Below are 18,617 nucleotides of genomic sequence, written 5' to 3' on the forward strand. Positions count from 1 at the left end.
TTGGTGGTCAATTTGCTCCGGAATTAGGTGGTCAGTTTGCTCCGGAACGGGTGGTCAATTTACTCCGGAATTAGGTGGTCAAATTGACCGGTTTTTCCACTAATCCTTTAGAAATTGAAATGATAGTAAATCCTGCAACATTTCAGGCTATGACATCAATTGAAATGATGGAGCAAAAAGGAGATAAATATTCATCCTCATACATTGATGGCAAAATCACGTTTAACATTCCATTTTCTTCATTGGTAGAATTCATGGGGTCAAAAAATGAAGGCGAGCGAGTGATGATGAAAGAAATTCTCAAATCTCTAAATTTAGTTAGCGGTATTTCGATTACCGATGAAGATATAAATAATATTATAGAGCATCATATGCCTCTGAATCAAGCAAAAATGATTTTGATTTCTGACAGTCAGCAAGATTTAATGATTGAACGCAGATGGCTTGCGAAGGCATTTTTGTTAACCGATGCTGAGGTTGAAATTTTACTGGATGAGTTACCTAGTTTGATTGAAACAAAAATGACTATCCCTGAAAAAATTATTAATGCTGATGAAAAAAAGGCTTTATTTAACACGGCTACTACTGTCTTAATAGAAAAACTTAAGAAAGAAATTGGAGCATTCAATCACGAAGATCTATTAATATCTCTTTTGAAACTACATGAGGCGTTAGTTCAAAAAAGAGAATATAATAAGACTATCATCCCTGCACAATTGCTCTGCTTTGGGGGTATTGAAGCTAAAGTAAATGAAATACATGAAAATGAAAAAAATCTTGTAAGGACTTCGGTAGCCCTTAGAGGATTAATTGAATACCTTGCAGCACAACCTATATCGGGAGCATTAAGTTCAAGTTTAGATGATATTGATAGGCTTTTGGCATTGATGCATGAAATTGTGAATTATGGTTTTTTAAGTGATGCGGTACATTTTAAAATGGATGACCCTGAAGTTGGAAAATTACCTTCTGGACGTATCGGTATATCGAGAGATTTTTTTGAGGAAAAACTTAAACCTTATTCTGAATCCAATACTAAAGCTGAAATTGATGATTACATATCAAATTTCGAAAACAGATTTGAAGTATATAACCCAGTGGATGAAAACGATGCCGACCCAGAAATAATCCAATCGATAGAGGAGTTAGATGAAGCGTTTCTGAAAGATTGGGGAATTACTTTTTCAAATCTTTATGCTTTATTTTATCATGCAGCGGTGTTGTGTATGCAAGCAGAAAAATCAGTCATTACAATGGAAGAAGATGAATTGATTGAAAAACTTGTTATTGATTTCAACTATCCAAGAGAACAAGCTATAGCTGGAATTAACCGACTTGTTTTATCGTCAAGGGATTCATACCTAACAGCTCCTGAAAATTACAATAATAGTGAAGTTTTCCCATGGAAATACAATCGCGAATTTAGTTTAACAAGAAGGTTTTTGGTGAGACATTCAAATTTAGATAAAAAAGATTTTTTGAGTTGGGGCTTTAGAGCTGCTATAGCTACTCAAAAGCAATTACAATTTTTATTACATAGTGGAAAATTAAATAATGGAGGTGTTGAGATTAAGCGGATAATGGGGGCATTTCGTGTTAAGAATGGAAATGTGTATAGAAATATTGTAAAAGACTGGCTTGCTTCACACTCCGATTTCATTGTTATTGATTATGAAGTCAAAATCGCTCCGAGGGGACCTTTAAATGCCGATAAACCATATGGTGATGTGGATGTCCTAGCGTTTCATAAACCAAGCAGTACTGTTTTTAGTATTGAATGTAAGAACACAACTAAAGCCAAAAATATACATGAAATGAAAAATGAAATGGACAGCTATCTTGGACGTGAAGGTGGAAAAGGAATGATTACTAAACATGTTGACCGACATAATTGGCTTATTAATAACAAAGAAAAATTACAGAAACTTTTTAAAGTTGAAACACCTATTACTGTGAAATCGTTAATGCTTTCATCTGAAGTAATTCCTACTCCATATATTAAATCAGAGGCATTACCTTTACCTATAATAGCATTCCACAATTTAAAACGAGAAGGTACAAAACTATTATTTGAATAATAGCAACCCATCAGATATAGTTTGTTTCTAAACAAGAAAGTTAAAAAGTCATTAATAATAGATGAAATGAATTTTATTGCCACTCCTTCCCAACGCTCCAAAAGTTTTTGTATGCCAGAAGTATATCGCTCCGATAGATAAATGGTGCAAGGCAACAAAAACTTTCCCCAAAGCTTAGTTACATAATGTGGCATTATAGTGCATAATCAAAATCCCATTCCAAAAGAAGTTACCGGATGCACTATAATAACATTATGTAAAAAAGCCGCTCATCCAACGCGCTTGCCAGTGGCTCCAGGACAACATTTTTTGCAGCTCCCATCGCATCACCCAGCTACAAAAAAAACCGTCCTTCGCCACTGTCTTTAACAACGTTCGCCATTTCAGCGGAAACTTCTCGTAACTACCTTCTTTCAATAACGTTCACGGTCACTGTTTTTAGCAACTTGATGTTTAAAGCGGTAAGTGTTTGCATTGTTTTTGTGCGTGTTGTAAATTGCTTATCAACTTCATTTCTGAAATTCACGATATTAGGAATAAGCAATTTACAACACCCAAAAAATCAAGAGAAGCCAGCAAGAGTGTGGTTTTTTATTTGCCACAAACTATCGAAGTAATTGTTTTCACGATGGCCAGATGTCATAGCAATTTCATAGAACATTCTTTGATAATTGAAAATTTAATAATTCCAAGAACGTTTATGGCATCAAGCCATCATAAAAACAATCAGAAGCACCCCAGTAAGCAAATAAAAAACCACACACTTGCCTGCGCTGCTGCCCCATCGCACTCGGAATTATTTTTTTATTGTTTTTGTAAGTATTGAAAATCACTTGAAACTTTTGCATCACAATTGAAAATATTCGTAAAGTGATTTTCAATACCCACAAAATCAAGTCCAAGAAAGAGTATGAATTTTCAAAACAGAAAAATAATTGGTATGGAATTTTATATCTCTTTTTTCTGTTTTAAAAATCCATACCCCTTCTGAAGAACTTCATCTATCTCATCAACTTTTTTAAATCCCATTTCATAACAACACCTCGGTGGTAAGGAAAATAAAAAAATAAATAAAAAGAAAGTAAAGGTAAGCTCCAGTTTCAAGAAAAGAAAGTTCAAGCCTTCGGTTTTCAATAAAATCTCCACCCTACGTTTTCAGTTCGCTACAACATTTAACTGAAATAACAACCCCACTTCCGAACAACTTCATCTTAAAAACCCGGGTAGTATTTTTTTGAAAAAACTTGCTTTTCTTGAAACCTCCACTTGATAGACGACTTTCTTTTTTTTCCTTTTTTCTTTTTAAAAATTTTATGTGTGCGGAGCGTAGCGAGGCATACCTGCATTTCAGAAGAAACAACGCAAAAAATTGAAAATTAATCTAATTTTTAAAAGCCGATGCTATGCTGAAATTTATCATTAAAACCCACAGAAAAGGAACGATTTACAAAAAACCACACATCTACATTTTAAACAAAGGATTGAACAGTGGAAAGCCTTCAAATGAGCCATTCACTAATAGTTTCGTGGTCATTTTTCAAAACGAAAAAAATTGTGAGAGCATTTACTTTGTCGCATATAGCCTCTGGAAAACCAAGTTTTGGCATCCATTTCTAGTGGGTTCAGTAATTCCATTTTTACGTCTTCCTGACTTTAAAAAGGAATTCAATTCAAAAACTGATTTGATGATTACAGAACATGAAGAACATCTTAAAAATATTGCTGCTCTTAAACTTTTAGAGCAAAAAGAGAAGCAGTTTAATGAAAACATAAATCTTATAAACGACTTACGTAGAGTGATTTTATACAGGTTTTGCAGAAAATAATTATTAACTTAAATGTGAACAAAAATGAAACTATTTATTTTATACCAAACTGACAATTGGAAATCTAAAGCCTCAAGAGTGTGTTTTGGCGTTTTCGACACCAAAGCCAAAGCCATTGACAGCGCAAAATGGCAGGAACTATAAAGCTATAATTCCGAAGTGGTAGTTTTAGAGGTAACGCTTAACCTATTTAAAGAAGTTTAATTTTAGAACGAAAAAAAGCCCAATCCTTGAGGTTTGTACTTCAATATAGTCTAATCCAAAGGTCACCGCAACAAGAATTAGAATATTTTTTATGATTCTTAATGAAAATTTTGAGCATTAAAGATAAAAAAAAACTGACATATGCTTTTTCCATGAACTAATTTTGAAGCAAAGCCCATTTGAGTTTTTCAATCTGTAGCAATGTTTATGCAAAGTGATTTTGAAACGCATAGCCTGATAAAACCTATACTTTTATTTACAAATATTTGACTATAAGTGATTTAAAATTAATACTTTAGCTTAACTATTAGATATTAGATCAAGTCAATCACTTAAGGTGGCTTTCTCTAATTTTCACACATACATAAAAACAAATGGTATATCACCCAAAAGAGGATTTCACAAAAATAGCTTTGCAAAAAAAAAATCAACAAAAAAAATCATACACAATGAAGAACTTTATGTATGCTTCAAAAAACGAAGCACAAATTTATGACAACGTTATTAATAACAAGGGAAAAGAAATTATTAATAGAATCCTTATGGGTACCTATGTAAAAATTGCTGACCAACAAGGAGACTGGTACAAAGTAGTTACGGCTGGGCCAGATGGTTGGATACACAAAGACGATTTAAGCGACAATATGGGTTTAAAGGTTTTCTTTTTGGACGTAGGTCAGGGCGATGGAATGTTAGTAGAAATAGGAAAGTACAAAATATTAATTGATGCCGGTCCAAATGATAGCATGTATAGTTATTTAACCAAATGGCAATACAAGTACCAACTTGATACAGATAAAAAAGTACATATAGATTTTCTAATCATAAGCCATTTTGATATTGACCATTATAAAGGAGCCATAGAAATTATTAACGATACCAGATTTACATTCGGCACTATAGTACACGCAGGCATTTTAAAATTTTCAACTAAAAAAGGCGAAAACTCATATTCTACAGGTCTAGGGGAAACGATAAAAGTTGGAAATAAAGAATACCTTACAACTATATTTAATGACCTTTTAACCATTAATGAATCAGTACCTTTTAACAGAGATGTAACAGCATTCATGCAGGCAATAGCAACTGCTAATGAACAAAATAGGATCACTAGTGCTAAAAGAGTTAAAGCTGGTGATAATATTATAACGGAAAGCATAGAAGCACAGGAATTTAGAATTGATGTATTGGCACCGTTTACAGAAAATATTGATGACAAACAATGTTTTGTTTATTGGAAAGATGATGGTCAAACAATAAACGGGCACAGTTTAGTTTTAAAACTTACGTATGGCTCAAGGTCACTTTTACTAGGTGGTGATTTGAATACTTTTTCTGAAAATTATTTAATGGATAAATATAAAAATCAAAATCCTTTCGAAGTAGATGTTGCAAAATCTTGCCATCATGGCTCTAATGATTTTACAGAAAAATTTATGGCTTTAGTTAATCCCTTTGCTACAGTAATTTCATCGGGGGATAATGAAAAGCATTCACATCCGAGACCCGATGCAATTGGGTGTGCAGGAAAGTACTCAAAAAGTATACGGCCTTTAGTATACTCTACAGAACTAGCTCGTTCTACCGATCTTAAAAATCAGGAGATTCTATACGGAATGATAAATTTGAGATGCAATGGAAAAGATATTTATATGGCTCAAATGAATGAGGTAAAAACAAATAGTGATGTATGGGTTTCTTACATTGTTAAATAATTTTCAAACTATAATAAATTCAAAATCTGTCCTCAAAAAACTAACAGAATACAATTAACAAACCATTAGTACAAAAAAAGCCTGATCTCACGACCAGGCTTTCAAATTGTTTAACCCAAAGGTCACCACAACAAGGGCTAAACTTATTTTTTGTGCTTCTTTTGTAGGCTTTTAAGTAGCATCGAAATAGTAAAACTAACAATTGCTCCAACAGATGCTAAAATAATAGTTTTTGCAATATCCTCAGAATTTATATTCGGTACTATACTCAAAAATGTGCCTCCAGCAGTACCCATTAAAGTATGGTTATTCGCTGTCATTACTTGTAGTCAACTGACTAACCGTGGTTAAAACACCACCAGCTACGGCAACATATCCTCCAATAGTAGTCACTATTGCAGGCAATGCAACTGGTGCTGCTAAAATCGTTCCACCAACAGCTGCCAAAGCCAAACCAATAGTTCGAAGCACTTTAAAAAACTTTGGTGTAGGAGCTGTAGCTCTATTTATAATTTTTTTCATAATTTAAAATTAAGATTGTACAATCAATTCAACACTTTCTTTATTTTCCAGAGCTTTATAAACAATGTCTTTCAACTTATTAAAAGCGATTCGAGACATCAAGCCAAGTCCTGGACCAGAAAGCTTTGTTACAGGAGCAATACAGCCTTGCAATTCCTTTTGGGCATTATTCGCAGGATGAAAAAGAATAAACTTTCTATTCGGTACATCCACCAATTCCAAATGCCATTTGTACTTTGCACTGTATCTTTTTCTAATAAAATATTTCCCTTCAGGAATGCAGGAAACCTTCGTTTCGTTCATCTTCCAGGGCAATTCAATCGTGTTACAGATCAATTTGCCCTCGCATTCGAGTTTACCGTTTGTCCCATCAGGGAAATAAGTTCTAATTAATAATAGTTTCATAAGCTTTAAGACTTTCGACTTTTAACCTTCGACTAATTATTAGACACCGCTATCCACTTTTACAATCGATAATGGATTGTAAGCCCCATTTTTCAAGGCATACATTTGACCATTTATCTGTTGGTAAAATTCCACTCCCAAAGCTAAAAACAATGGTTTGGTACTAGCAGGAGTTACAGAATTGGAATGATTAATTATCACAGATGCATTGATGTCCCAAGGCAAAATAGCCGTTTCTGAATTGGAAGACACAAAATTTTCAGCTTCAAAATCAATTTCAGCTCCACCAGAAATGATTTTGTAGTGAGTAGTTCCACTTGGAGCAGCAATCATGTTTGCTGGAATAAATGATGCTAAATCCACAGTAATTTTACCAGCTACACGGTCAATAGTTGCCACAAAAGGAGCAAACAAAGTAGTACCGAGTTTTCCTCCAATGTTGAATTCAAAACCTGCTAAAAGTTCGGCTTCGCCATCAATTACATTTCGCAATCCTCTAACACTAGTAGTGTCAGCTTGGATAACTTTAACCATTTGTTGAGTCAATCGACTAACCATTCTACTATCCGCAGAGTTCAAAAGCAAGGCTCTAAATGCTGTTCTCAAAATCTTTCCAGCTTTTCCTGCTCGACCAAATTCAGAACCATTTTCACGCGTTCTTTGAAACGCAGGATCGCTTGCAATTCTGCTCGCATCAATGCCACCTTTTTCACGCGCCAAATGCCCATCTTTGGTTTTGTAAAAAGTAATATCCCCGATAGTACCTTTCAATTTAATTATGCCTTTCTGTCTTGCCATAACTTGAAAAAATTAATTCAACAATCATTTACATCTCCTTCATTCTATCAATCAGTTGCAACTATAATTTGAATGATTTATACAAAGTTTACAAAGCATTTACCAGAATTAAAAAGCAAGTCTGTACCAAATGTCCAAAAATGACATAAGTGTCTTAAATAAACATAAAAACACAATAAATACGTTTAATAAAAAAGGATTAAATTGCAGTAGAATTTCTGTAAGTCAGAAGTAAGTCAGAAGTAAGTCAAAGCCTAATCAAAGGTATAGATAAAGTATGAAATTGAATAATCAGAGGGTATGCATCTATCCCAAGGACATACAACGAATAACAGGCAAAAGTTATCGTCAAAGTACTAGATTAATGCAAAAGATAAAAAAAGACCTCAACAAGCTCGAAAATGAGTTTCTAACGATTGAAGAGTTCTGTACATATGCTGGCATAAAATATGAACAAGTAACTCACTTGATTTTTGGTTAAAATTGGAAAATACCTCAGACAAATTTTAATCAAGAAGAGCATCATTAAATACTTTAACAACTAGTTCAATATTTAGTCTTGATACTTTAATATTCAAATAATTATGGTTATATTTGAGTACTTTGAATTTGGAATAATTGTACCCTTATAAAGGAGGTGTCAGTCGAGGAGTCACTTAAATAATTATGCTTTGTAAAGTATTGATTTTATTGGTGGCTTTTGTAGTAGACAAATCCCTCTTTCTCCACCAGTAGAAGTTTCAAAAGAAACTTTAAAGTCAAAACCCTTTAAATACAAGTATTTAAAGGGTTTTTTGTTTTTTGTAACTACTCAAAAAACACATATATTATCAAAGTACGGTGACCCTTTAGTACCCAAACCCAACCAAAAAAGCTTGTTTTTTTTATTAAGCGAATTGCCATTTTTATATTTTGCTTCTAAAAAAGTTGAAGCGTCAATAGGATCTATACTCGGATAATTGGCTGTACCGCTAAATCCTCCATAATATGAAAAAGTTTCCAGATGGTTCATCGTAATTCTCATCGTTTGATTGGCTCCCATCGAAAGGCCTGCAATAGCTCTATGTTCGCGATTGGCCAGAGTACGAAACATAGTATCAATCATTGGAATAACTTCGGTAATAAGTACTTCTTCAAAAATAGACTCGGGACGTTCTTTTTTAGGTACAGATTCGTTGTTTTGTGGTTTATAAGCGTAGCCATTATCCATTACAATAATCATAGGAGTTGCCTGTTTTGAAGCTATCAGATTATCTAAAATTAAATTTGCTCTACCTTGGGCAGACCAACCTGATTCGTCCTCAAAACTTCCGTGTTGTAAATAAAGTACCGGATAACGTGTTTTTGCATTTTCATTATAACCTGGAGGTGTATAAATAAAACAGCGTCTAAAAGAGTTCGTCAATTTTGAGAAGTAAATATTTTCACTTACCAAACTGTGTGGCACATTTTTCAGGGCAAAAAATTCCTGATCTCTTGCGGGAATTTCGATTCCACTGCCTGTTCTTCCTGCACCGTAGAAATACAAACTTCCTGGATCCGGAACCGAAGCCCCATCAAAGTTTAACTGATAATAATGAAATCCTTCATCTTGTGGATTTGACTCTCCTGTCCATACTCCATTGGTATCTTTTCGCATATCGTATTTAACTCCGCCAATATCAAGTTGCACTTTATTTGCATTGGGAGCAGAGATGCTGGCACGCACGCGTCGTTGTGAATTTACCTGAGGAAATTGTTTTTCTGCCTGATTAATGGTTGAAGGTTTAAAATCTTCCACTATTTGTGGTTCCTGACTCCTGGCTGATTCAAAACACAAACTGAAAATTATAATGACAATATTTAAAAATCGTTTCATATTTGCTTTTTTTAAGTTTATTATTTTTCCTGTGCCAAATCATTTACAGCATTCGCAAGAAAAACATACCACGCCCCACCATCGATAATACATTCATTTTCTCCCCAAAAAAATGGCCAGTCATCTTTATTCTCTAAATAGTCGGGTTTTAGAAAAATAACGCCCGGCACTACTCCACCCGCAATTGTAGTAAAGTCCGCTCGATTACCTCCATAAGCCACTTTTTTAGATCTGTTTCCAACAGCATTTACAAAAGATAAATTAGAATAAGGATGACAGCCCAAAATATAATTTAGTCCTTGATAAACACTTTCTTTGTCCATGATATTAGGATAAATTTTATGAATATAATAATTGGTACTTGCCAAATTGATAACCTGTGAACTACCTCCCCAACCTCTTTTTGCAATCGGTACACCATAAGGGTTTTCGGCATTTTCTTTGTCCATTTTTTCTTTATACTTAATTACATAGCCGCGTACTTTTTGTTTGTAATTATCATCCATAGATGGGACAGCCAATAATGCTGAAGTAATATTAAAATCTAAATTTTCGTCTAGCAGCTTCCATATTTTATCTTCAAAACCTTTTTTATATTTTTCGTCTTTTGTACTTAAATAGAGTTGAAGGATTGCGATCATGTCACTTCCTTTACCCCATCTCGACATTGGACTGTTGTCCGGTTTTGCTTTTTTATCTATTTCAGTTGCTTCATTAGTCAGCTTTTTAGCAATAGACAAACATTTCGCAGCAAGTTCATCATTATACCCTTTTAAAGCACGACTTGCTGAGGCTAATGCTCCTGCAGTTCTGAAATCCAGAAATGAAGTGCGGTTGGTAAATGCCCATCTGTCATCTTTTGTACCGCTTGACACTCCATTAGATTCATAAGGTTTAAGAGACGGATTATAAGGCAAATTATCTGTTTCGGTCGAAGCATCGCCCAAATGATGGTACTGATGAAGATTAGGAACCACTATTCCCCTGACAGGATGACCAATATTTTCGACTTGAGCCACAAGATTCAAAACTCCATGTTCAATTTGTTGTAGCATATCGGGCTGACCATCAGGACGGTGAATATCTACGAACCGTGTTTTCTGGTCAATATACGTTTCATCCCTGTTTACTTTGAATGCTTCCCAGGATTCTACAAAACTATTGATAACACTGACATGCGAAAAAGTTTGTATATCAAAATCACCGGCATCAAACCAGCCTCCTACTGACATTCCCGGAATACGTTCTAAAGGTTTGTACTTCGTATCAGTTGTTGGACCTTGTTTATAACCATCAAAGTGTTCGTGATTAATGGGCGCCTGAAGGCAATCGTCTAAAAACGGTCTTCCATGCCAAATTCTATAAGCCTCGTTCACTTCCATGTGATCCATCTGAACGGGAAACCATACGTCCATAGTTGGATGCCATATTTTGGAATAAACATCATCTTCAATCTGAAAAGTATTTGTTTTTTGGTCGCCGTATTGAATATAATAAAGTCCTTTTTCTTTAACAGCACTAAAATCAATCTGGGCATAATTATATCGGAGATAAGGTCCCCAATCCTTGACATTAGCTTTTAATTTCTCTGTAAATTTTCCATCTTCACCAAGTTTAAAAATCGATGCAGTAGTTAATGCTTTATCACTTTTATCAAGTTCGACAACCGCTACTTTCTTTTGGCCCGGCATATAACCCACTTGTGAAAAGCCAATAACGGGTTCTCTTTTCCAATTCGGTATCGCATTAGGTTCTAAATACCAGGTCATTACTTTCCCTTTTTTGTTTGAAGGAAGAAGACTTCGCGCTATAAACCAGCCGTTTTGCCCCAAATTTCTTCCATCAAAAAGCATTACATCCTGATCTTCTGACTGAATTTTTACGTTACGCTCGGGATTTTCGGGTGCAAAAATGAAATTCTTACCCGATTCTAAAGGAAGGGTCGTTATAAATTCATTCTTTCCACGATCATCGAATGTTGTATGTCCCGCAAATTGTGGGATCTTTTGAGATAAAGGCAGAATTGCAGTATTGCTTGCAGGATATCTGGGGAAAGTTCCTGCTTTTCCATCAACCACATAATTACTTTCAACATAAGAAGTTGGAATAAATTCCAGATTAAATCCTGCTCTTCCTTCCAATTGCTTTGGAACCGGTTTATCAAGCTCAACATTAATTACAAAACCTTTTCCTTTTGGGGTAACTATTATTTTGGAATCAAAATTAAATTCTTCATACCTCAATATAACTTCAATCCTATTGTTTGTTCTGTCGACTTTTCTACTGATCATTTTTGGAATTAAATCCCATTGTTCCGGTGTGTTTTGAAGTCTGATTGCTCCCCCGGTAACTGTTCTGACACCATGATGAATAAACTCTATTCCTGCCGTTTTTTCATCGAAAAACATCCCGTTGTATTCATTATTAAAAACCCAGACATTCAGTCCGGGAGTTTCAAAATATTCCTTTTCATTTAATACTAAATTCTGAGAAAAGGAAATGTTTGTCAAGCTAAAAAAACAAAAAAACAATATTGTTTCTTTTCCCAAAGTCCTCTTAAATTTGAAAAGAACTCTTGAGATACTATTAAGTTTACGCATAATTTAGATTTTAATTTGTTAGCCCAAACAGCGAATTTTATACTGATAAATTCTTTTAGACATACTATTTCTTGTCAGCCAAATAAATTCATCAGCAGCTATTATTCTACTGGTTCAGATCAATCAATGAATTAATACTATTGAAAATCTACTCTTTAAATAATAGTGGAGCTAATTCTTTGAAGCTGCGGCGCCACGTTTGAAATTCATGGCCAGTGTCTTCGGAAATATAGGAGACAGCATTAAAACCAGCGCTTTTAAGGTCTGACACAGCGCTTTTAATACCATCAGGGCGTTCTTTACTTCCACAACTTAAAAAGATAAGTTTGACTTTTGATTTATCCTTAATGTCTTCTGGTTTATAAGTGCCTCCACTAAGAAGTGCATAGTGAGAAAAAACTTCCGGTTTATTGAGTGTTATCATTTTTGTTTCCATACCTCCCATGGATAAACCTGCCATTGCACGATGAGACTGATTGGCAGCTGTACGGAAATTGGAATCTATATAGGGGATTAATTCCTCTACAAGAACTGTTTGAAAGGGTTCTATTTTAAAGCTTGCCAGACCACCATATTTAATTTCATTGGTCATTCCGTACGCCATTACAATAAGAAATGGTTTTATTTTGCCTTCTGCAATCAAATTATCCATGATTAAATTTACACGTCCCTGATTGCTCCAGGCTGTTTCATCTTCTCCCCAGCCATGCTGTAAATACAAAACCGGATAATTCTTAGCTTTATCTTTATGATAAGCTGGTGGCGTGTAAACAAAAGCTTTTCGTGAGGTATTGGTACTTTTTGAAGGAAAAAGAATTTGCTGTACATTTCCGTGAGGAACATCTTTCAATGCATAAAAGTCTTTATCGTGGGCTGGTATTTCAATGCCGCTCTCCCAACGTGTAGAACCATAAAAATTGAGTGCACCCGGGTCGTTAAAAATACCCCCATCTACAGTTACATGATAATAATGAAAACCTTCATCCATTACTCCAGAAGTGGTACCCATCCAGTAACCGTCTTCTTTTTTTTCCAGTGTAGTACCCCCTTTCGTGCCACCTAATCCAAGACTTACTACAACAGATTTAGCTTCAGGTGCTAAAATTTTAAATCGTGTATACCCTTGAGAATTTACCTGTGGATATTCCTGTCCTGGCTGATTTAGTGATGAGGGTTTAAAATCCTCGGCAATTCCAGTTTGTGCTGTCTGGGCAAAACCCAAACAGCAGCACAAAATAACTATTAGCAACATCATAATTGAATACTGTTTCATATTTTTTATTTTTAAGTTTAAAATTTAATTTCCTTGTGGCGTTATAATTTTATAGTTACCACTAAGGTGCATTAGACTGAATAAATACATTAACCCATCATAATAAGGGTCAAAATAACCATCTTCATAAGGTTCAAGTTTTGCATTCCAGATTGCATGAACAAAATCCATACTTGCCTTATCGCGATTTACTAAAGAGGCAGTAGCAGCAGTGGATACTAAACCAATAGAGTGTCTCAATTTTTTTACAGGACCTGCCTGAAGTATCCAGTCAGGAGTAGAACCATCTAAATTAAATTGGTCATCATATGTATCTAATCCCTTAGATCTTAGAAAATCTTGAAATCTTTTTGCATAATCTTCCTGCCATACTTTATCCTTTCCATACCAGGTATAATCCATCGCAATATTCATAGGAACACGCCATGAATCGTAACGAAACGCTGCGGGCATCCATGGTGTAGGATGTGGTTCTCCATTAAATTCGGTGTAATCTGCATTTAAACCCGTTACAGGATGACAGGCCTTGTGCAAAAAGTTACGGGAAACATCAGCACATTCTTTATAAAACTGCTCGTGCCCATCTTTGGCATACAAAGCCCATATTTCATAAAATGCAGGGACATGATAAGAAGGATCTGTCCAGTTATATCCTCCTCCTTCCGGAACAAAAGATATTTGTTTATGCTCTGTATTGATAATGTTATAAATATTACCAGTACCGTCTTTTTTCCACATGGCATCTAAAATTTTTCTGGCTTCATTGTAGTAATGTATTCCAGTATCATTGCCCCATTTGTTCGAAGCAAAAAGCAGACTTGTGATGTAATACAACTCTCCATCAGATGCAGAACCAGGCGAATTTTGTTTTTTTGTTTCAGGATTTACGCTCCATGCAAAATAGCCTTCTCTTGGTCCGTCCTGATGCTGCATGTATTTAACAGACCATCTCCAAATTCGGTCAAAAACCTCTTTTTTATTAAGCTGAACGGCAACCATCATACCATATGACATTCCTTCGCTACGGGCATCTTTATTTTTGACATCTGAAACATATCCTAAAGAATCGCCTTCTTTAAAATATACTTTATCTGGTCCTTCAAAAACATCATAATAAGCTTTGGCTAATTTCTTATCTATTTCAATTTGACTATAACCCCCTTCCTTAAAAAGATTGCGATATTGAGGCTTTTTGAATTCTGATTTTTCTATTTTCCCTTTATTTTGACTAATTACCAAAGCCGGAACAATCAACACAAAAATCAATATCAAAACTCTAATAATTCTAACAAAACACTCTCCTGAAAAATTTTTATTCATAACCGTCTCTGTCTTTTTTATTCTAATTAAAATCAATTTTATCATAAACTGTTTTTTATTTTATTGACTGCTATGACTACATCCCTTTCAGGCATTTTACAAGCTTTGTTAACGCAAACATAGATATAGGTCTCATTGTTTATAAAACGATTTTCTAAAATTGGAAGTTTACTTTCTTTTGTCGCTCCTGCAATTAGGATATTGGGCAAATAGTAACTTTGCAGCTGAATCGTTTTAGCAATAGCGTCTTTTCCGGAAAGGGCTACTTCAAAATAATTATCTGTATAATTCAACATTAAATCCAGCCAATTGTAATATTCTGCAGGTGATTGTAATGCGTCTTCTTTTACATTATTTAACATTTTCTCAGCTGTTTTAGAATATGTATCATTCAAGTAATAATGTCCTAACAGGAATAAATTACGAGCAAGAATAGAATTGGAGCCGGGAATTACATTGTCTGCAATTTCCATTTTTCTGGCAATTAAATTTGTTGAGGCATTAGACGTAAAATAAAACATACTTGATTTTTTATCCCAAAAATGAGTTATCGTATTATCTGTTAATTGCTTGGCTTTGTTTAGCCATTTTTCGTCAAGAGTAATTTGATACACCGCAATAAATGCATCTATAACAGCAGCATAATCTTCTGAAAAACCAACAATACTGCTTTTACCTTCTTTATAACTGTGATTTAAACTTCCGTCTTTTTTAAGCTGATTATTTATAATGAAGTTAGCGTTTTTTAAAGCGATTGCTTTGTAATGTGGATTTTTGAATGCACGATAAGCACTAACATATCCTTTTATCATTAAAGCATTCCATGAAGTCAGGGTTTTATTGTCTAAATGAGGTCGTGACCTTTTGTTTCTGGCTGTTAAAAGTATTTGCTTCCAGTTTTTAACTTTGGAATCCAGTTCTTTCAAAGTCAATTTGTTTTTAAGCGCAAAGTCTTTATCCGATTGGTTCCTAAATAAAACATAGTTTTGGTTTTCCCATAAACCGTTTTCATTGCTATTAAAATATTCTTGAAAAAGAGGATAATCAGATTGTAATATAGATTGTAATTCCTCCTTTTTCCACACATAATAGGAACCTTCCTCCTGTTTTCCTGCCTTATTTTTGCTGTCTGCATCTAAGGAAGAATAAAAAGCACCATCAGTTGCCATAAGTTCCCTTTCTACAAAATTCAGCGTTTCATATACCGTTTTTTTATATAACTCATCTTTGGTTGCCAGATAAGCATCAGAATACAAACTTACTAATTGGGCATTATCATACAGCATTTTCTCAAAGTGAGGAATATGCCATTTAGAATCTACCGAATATCTCGCAAAACCACCACCAATGGCATCGTAAATTCCTCCATTAGCCATTTTTGTAAGTGTCGTTTGCACATACTTTTGAATCGATTTATCATTATTCTGAATACTGTAACGAAGCAGGAAATGTAAAGAACCCGGCATTGGAAATTTGGTCTCGCCAACTAAACCTCCTTCTTTATAATCCAAATCTTTTTGCCATGATTTTACAGCAGTAAAGACCTCTAAATTTTTAAAATTCGCTTCATCATTATTTACTGTAACTAATTGCGATTTCTGAATTCCTTTGATTAGTTTTTCTGCATATTCACTTGCTTTTTTAGGGTTATTTTTATATAAATAAGAGAGTTCTGTTAAGGCTTTTGTCCACTCATCTTTGGTGAAATAGGTTCCTCCAAAAATTGGACGCCCATCAGGAAGTGCAATACAATTTAAGGGCCAACCGCCTTTACCAGTCATTAATTGTACTGCATTCATATAGATTTGGTCAATATCCGGACGCTCTTCCCTATCTACTTTTATACTTATAAAATTATCATTCATTAATTTGGCCACAGTTTCGTTTTCAAAGCTTTCTTCTTCCATAACATGGCACCAATGACAAGCAGAATATCCTACGGATATAATAATCAATTTATTTTCTGCTTTTGCCTGGTCCAAAGTTTCCTGATTCCATGCTTTCCAGTCTACAGGATTATGCGCGTGCTGCAAAAGATACGGACTTGTTTCGTTGATTAAATCATTAGTAAATTTGTGATTCCCTTGATTATTCTGTTTTCTGTTACAGCTAATAAAAAAGCAGGAAATGATTAATAAAAGAGGTAGAATGCGCATATAAATAAAATGAAAAGTGTGAATAATGAGGTTGAATTTCAGTATATTTTTTTAATCAAAAGCTAAAATAGCAATTTATATTTAACAGATTTACTCTAACGAAATTATGCTTCAAAAGTGTTATTAAACGCTTCAAAAGTGACAATCTTATTTCAACTTTCCAGCTATTTTTACGTTTAGCATTTTATTAAAATGGGGTTAACAAAAAGCGTTCATTGCTCCATAAAAAATTTGCTCTTAATCAATACGATTACTAATGAAAGGAAAAAATAACCAGTCTATTTTATGAGTAATACATCACAAAAACTTTCTGTTCTGGAAAAAATAGGCTATGGTTTGGGTGATTTTGCAGCGAATTTAATCTTTCAGACTTTGCTGACCTTTTTGGCTTTTTTTTATACCGATGTTTATAAAATTCCTGCCGGAACGGCCAGCGTTATTATTTTTATTGGAGGTTTTATCGGTGCTTTTTTTAATATTATTATGGGTGTTCTCGCTGATCGTACTGAAACCCGATGGGGAAAATTCAGACCCTGGATATTATGGACCGCTTTGCCTTTTGGAATTGCCTCTGTTCTTTCTTTTCTAACGCCTAATTTTAGCGAAAACGGCAAGATAGTTTACACATTACTGACTTACTTTTTTTTGGTTTTAATTTATGCTGCAAATAACTTGCCTTACGTTGCTTTAAGCGGAGTTTTAACAGGTGACATGAAAGAAAGAAACAGCCTTTCTTCCTATCGCTTTGTAGCCGTAATGATTGCTCAATTTATAATACAATCGCTTTTATTACCATTGGTTTTAATTTTAGGGCATGGTGACAAAGCAATTGGTTTTAAAAATACAATGATGCTATTTGCTATTGTAGGAGTAACTTGTCTTCTCATTACTTTTTTTACTACCAAAGAAAGAATAATACCTGCAAAAAATCAGGAATCTTCAGTTAAACAAGATTTTATTGATTTGTCTAAAAACGGACCTTGGCTGGTTTTGTTACTTGTTACGATTTTGGTATTTATAACATTGTCTTTAAAAGGCGGAATGTATGTATTCTACTTTAAATATTATTTAGATCCAGCTGCTCAAACCGCTTTTTTGAATGATATTGGTTTTACTGCATTTATTGGCAGACTAAATAATTCATTAACAGCAATGGGATTAGTAGATTTTCAGTGGCCAAAAGATGTTCCTACTTCAGCGTTTAGTCTTTTTAATGCAGGAGGAATTCTTTTTATGATTTTTGGAATTATGTTTTCAAAATCACTAGCAGATTCCTTTGGAAAAAGAAATATCTATATCACTTTCATTTTTTTATCTGCTGTAAGCTTATTACTTTTTAATTTTTATAGTAGAACAGCTATTGCAATGGTTTTTCTTACCCAATTAGCACATGGATTTATTTATGGAGTAACAATTCCTTTATTGTGGGCCATGATTGCCGATGTAGCTGATTACAGCGAATGGAAAAACAATCGAAGAGCAACTGCTACTGTTTTTTCGGCAATGATTTTTGGTCTAAAAATAGGGATAAGTATAGGTGGAGCATTAGGCGCTGCATTTTTATCCAAATATGGTTATGTTGCTGGAGAAGTCAATCAGATACCCGCAGCGGTCGAAGGAATTAAACTTTCTGTAAGTATCTATCCTGGTTTTATATTTATTATAAGTGCAGTACTGTTGTTCTGCTACCTGATAGATAAAGAAATGGAAATTCAGATTGAAAAAGATTTAAAGGAAAGAAGAGAAAACTAAAACATACTATTTCATAAATTAAATAGATAAAAACCTGCTATTCTTCAAAACATTAACTATAATTATTCAAAATTTAAAACCCTTTTCATATTTAAAAAAAGTAACTAATT

General features: G+C 34.2%; 14 protein-coding genes. 4 read left to right on the top strand and 10 right to left on the bottom strand.

The window, feature by feature from the left end; genetic code table 11:
- The first annotated feature begins 119 nt into the window (after positions 1 to 119).
- On the top strand, positions 120 to 2,078 hold the full coding sequence (locus FLACHUCJ7_RS01715; protein ID WP_180907706.1) for a hypothetical protein: 1,959 nt from the start codon (positions 120 to 122) through the stop codon (positions 2,076 to 2,078).
- 698 nt (positions 2,079 to 2,776) lie between these two features.
- Here the strand turns inward: FLACHUCJ7_RS01715 and FLACHUCJ7_RS01720 are convergent.
- The gene (locus FLACHUCJ7_RS01720) at positions 2,777 to 2,926 is read right to left on the bottom strand and encodes a hypothetical protein (RefSeq protein ID WP_180907707.1); all 150 of its coding nucleotides are present in this window, start codon (positions 2,924 to 2,926) and stop codon (positions 2,777 to 2,779) included.
- 555 nt (positions 2,927 to 3,481) lie between these two features.
- On the opposite strand from FLACHUCJ7_RS01720, the gene FLACHUCJ7_RS01725 reads away from it, so the two are divergent.
- Positions 3,482 to 3,904, top strand: a complete 423-nt coding sequence (locus FLACHUCJ7_RS01725; protein WP_180907708.1) for a DUF6943 family protein — start codon at positions 3,482 to 3,484, stop codon at positions 3,902 to 3,904.
- A gap of 653 nt (positions 3,905 to 4,557) precedes the next feature.
- Positions 4,558 to 5,823 (top strand): MBL fold metallo-hydrolase, encoded by a 1,266-nt coding sequence (locus tag FLACHUCJ7_RS01730; RefSeq protein WP_180907709.1) that lies wholly within the window; start codon positions 4,558 to 4,560, stop codon positions 5,821 to 5,823.
- Between the two features lie 143 nt (positions 5,824 to 5,966).
- Here the strand turns inward: FLACHUCJ7_RS01730 and FLACHUCJ7_RS01735 are convergent, their stop codons facing one another.
- The 9 genes from FLACHUCJ7_RS01735 to FLACHUCJ7_RS01775 form a co-directional block, all read right to left on the bottom strand.
- Complete coding sequence (locus FLACHUCJ7_RS01735; protein ID WP_219634046.1) at positions 5,967 to 6,143, bottom strand: hypothetical protein; 177 nt, start codon at positions 6,141 to 6,143, stop codon at positions 5,967 to 5,969.
- Positions 6,130 to 6,345 carry a hypothetical protein gene (locus FLACHUCJ7_RS01740; RefSeq protein WP_180907710.1) on the bottom strand — a complete coding sequence of 72 codons (216 nt, stop codon included), beginning with the start codon at positions 6,343 to 6,345 and terminating at the stop codon, positions 6,130 to 6,132. The genes FLACHUCJ7_RS01735 and FLACHUCJ7_RS01740 overlap by 14 nt, the downstream gene beginning before the upstream one ends.
- 9 nt (positions 6,346 to 6,354) lie before the next feature.
- Positions 6,355 to 6,750, bottom strand: a complete 396-nt coding sequence (locus FLACHUCJ7_RS01745) for a DUF5675 family protein (protein WP_180907711.1) — start codon at positions 6,748 to 6,750, stop codon at positions 6,355 to 6,357.
- Positions 6,751 to 6,789: 39 nt separating this feature from the next.
- Positions 6,790 to 7,548 carry a hypothetical protein gene (locus FLACHUCJ7_RS01750; protein WP_180907712.1) on the bottom strand — a complete coding sequence of 253 codons (759 nt, stop codon included), beginning with the start codon at positions 7,546 to 7,548 and terminating at the stop codon, positions 6,790 to 6,792.
- 811 nt (positions 7,549 to 8,359) lie between these two features.
- Positions 8,360 to 9,406 (bottom strand): alpha/beta hydrolase-fold protein, encoded by a 1,047-nt coding sequence (locus tag FLACHUCJ7_RS01755; RefSeq protein ID WP_180907713.1) that lies wholly within the window; start codon positions 9,404 to 9,406, stop codon positions 8,360 to 8,362.
- Positions 9,407 to 9,426: 20 nt separating this feature from the next.
- The gene (locus FLACHUCJ7_RS01760; protein ID WP_180907714.1) at positions 9,427 to 12,006 is read right to left on the bottom strand and encodes a glycoside hydrolase family 9 protein; all 2,580 of its coding nucleotides are present in this window, start codon (positions 12,004 to 12,006) and stop codon (positions 9,427 to 9,429) included.
- Between the two features lie 148 nt (positions 12,007 to 12,154).
- Entirely contained in the window at positions 12,155 to 13,279 is a 1,125-nt protein-coding gene (locus tag FLACHUCJ7_RS01765) for an alpha/beta hydrolase-fold protein (RefSeq protein WP_180907715.1), read from the bottom strand.
- 24 nt (positions 13,280 to 13,303) lie between these two features.
- Entirely contained in the window at positions 13,304 to 14,599 is a 1,296-nt protein-coding gene (locus FLACHUCJ7_RS01770) for a glycosyl hydrolase family 8 (RefSeq protein ID WP_180907716.1), read from the bottom strand.
- A 41-nt stretch (positions 14,600 to 14,640) separates the two neighbouring features.
- The gene (locus tag FLACHUCJ7_RS01775; protein WP_180907717.1) at positions 14,641 to 16,755 is read right to left on the bottom strand and encodes a thioredoxin domain-containing protein; all 2,115 of its coding nucleotides are present in this window, start codon (positions 16,753 to 16,755) and stop codon (positions 14,641 to 14,643) included.
- A gap of 285 nt (positions 16,756 to 17,040) precedes the next feature.
- Here FLACHUCJ7_RS01775 and FLACHUCJ7_RS01780 point away from each other — a divergent pair, with 285 nt between their 5' ends.
- The gene (locus FLACHUCJ7_RS01780) at positions 17,041 to 18,507 is read left to right on the top strand and encodes an MFS transporter (protein WP_180907718.1); all 1,467 of its coding nucleotides are present in this window, start codon (positions 17,041 to 17,043) and stop codon (positions 18,505 to 18,507) included.
- The last annotated feature ends 110 nt before the right edge of the window (positions 18,508 to 18,617 follow it).

The sequence above is a fragment of the Flavobacterium salmonis genome (genome assembly GCF_903819435.1).
Taxonomy (GTDB): Bacteria; Bacteroidota; Bacteroidia; order Flavobacteriales; family Flavobacteriaceae; genus Flavobacterium; species Flavobacterium chungangense.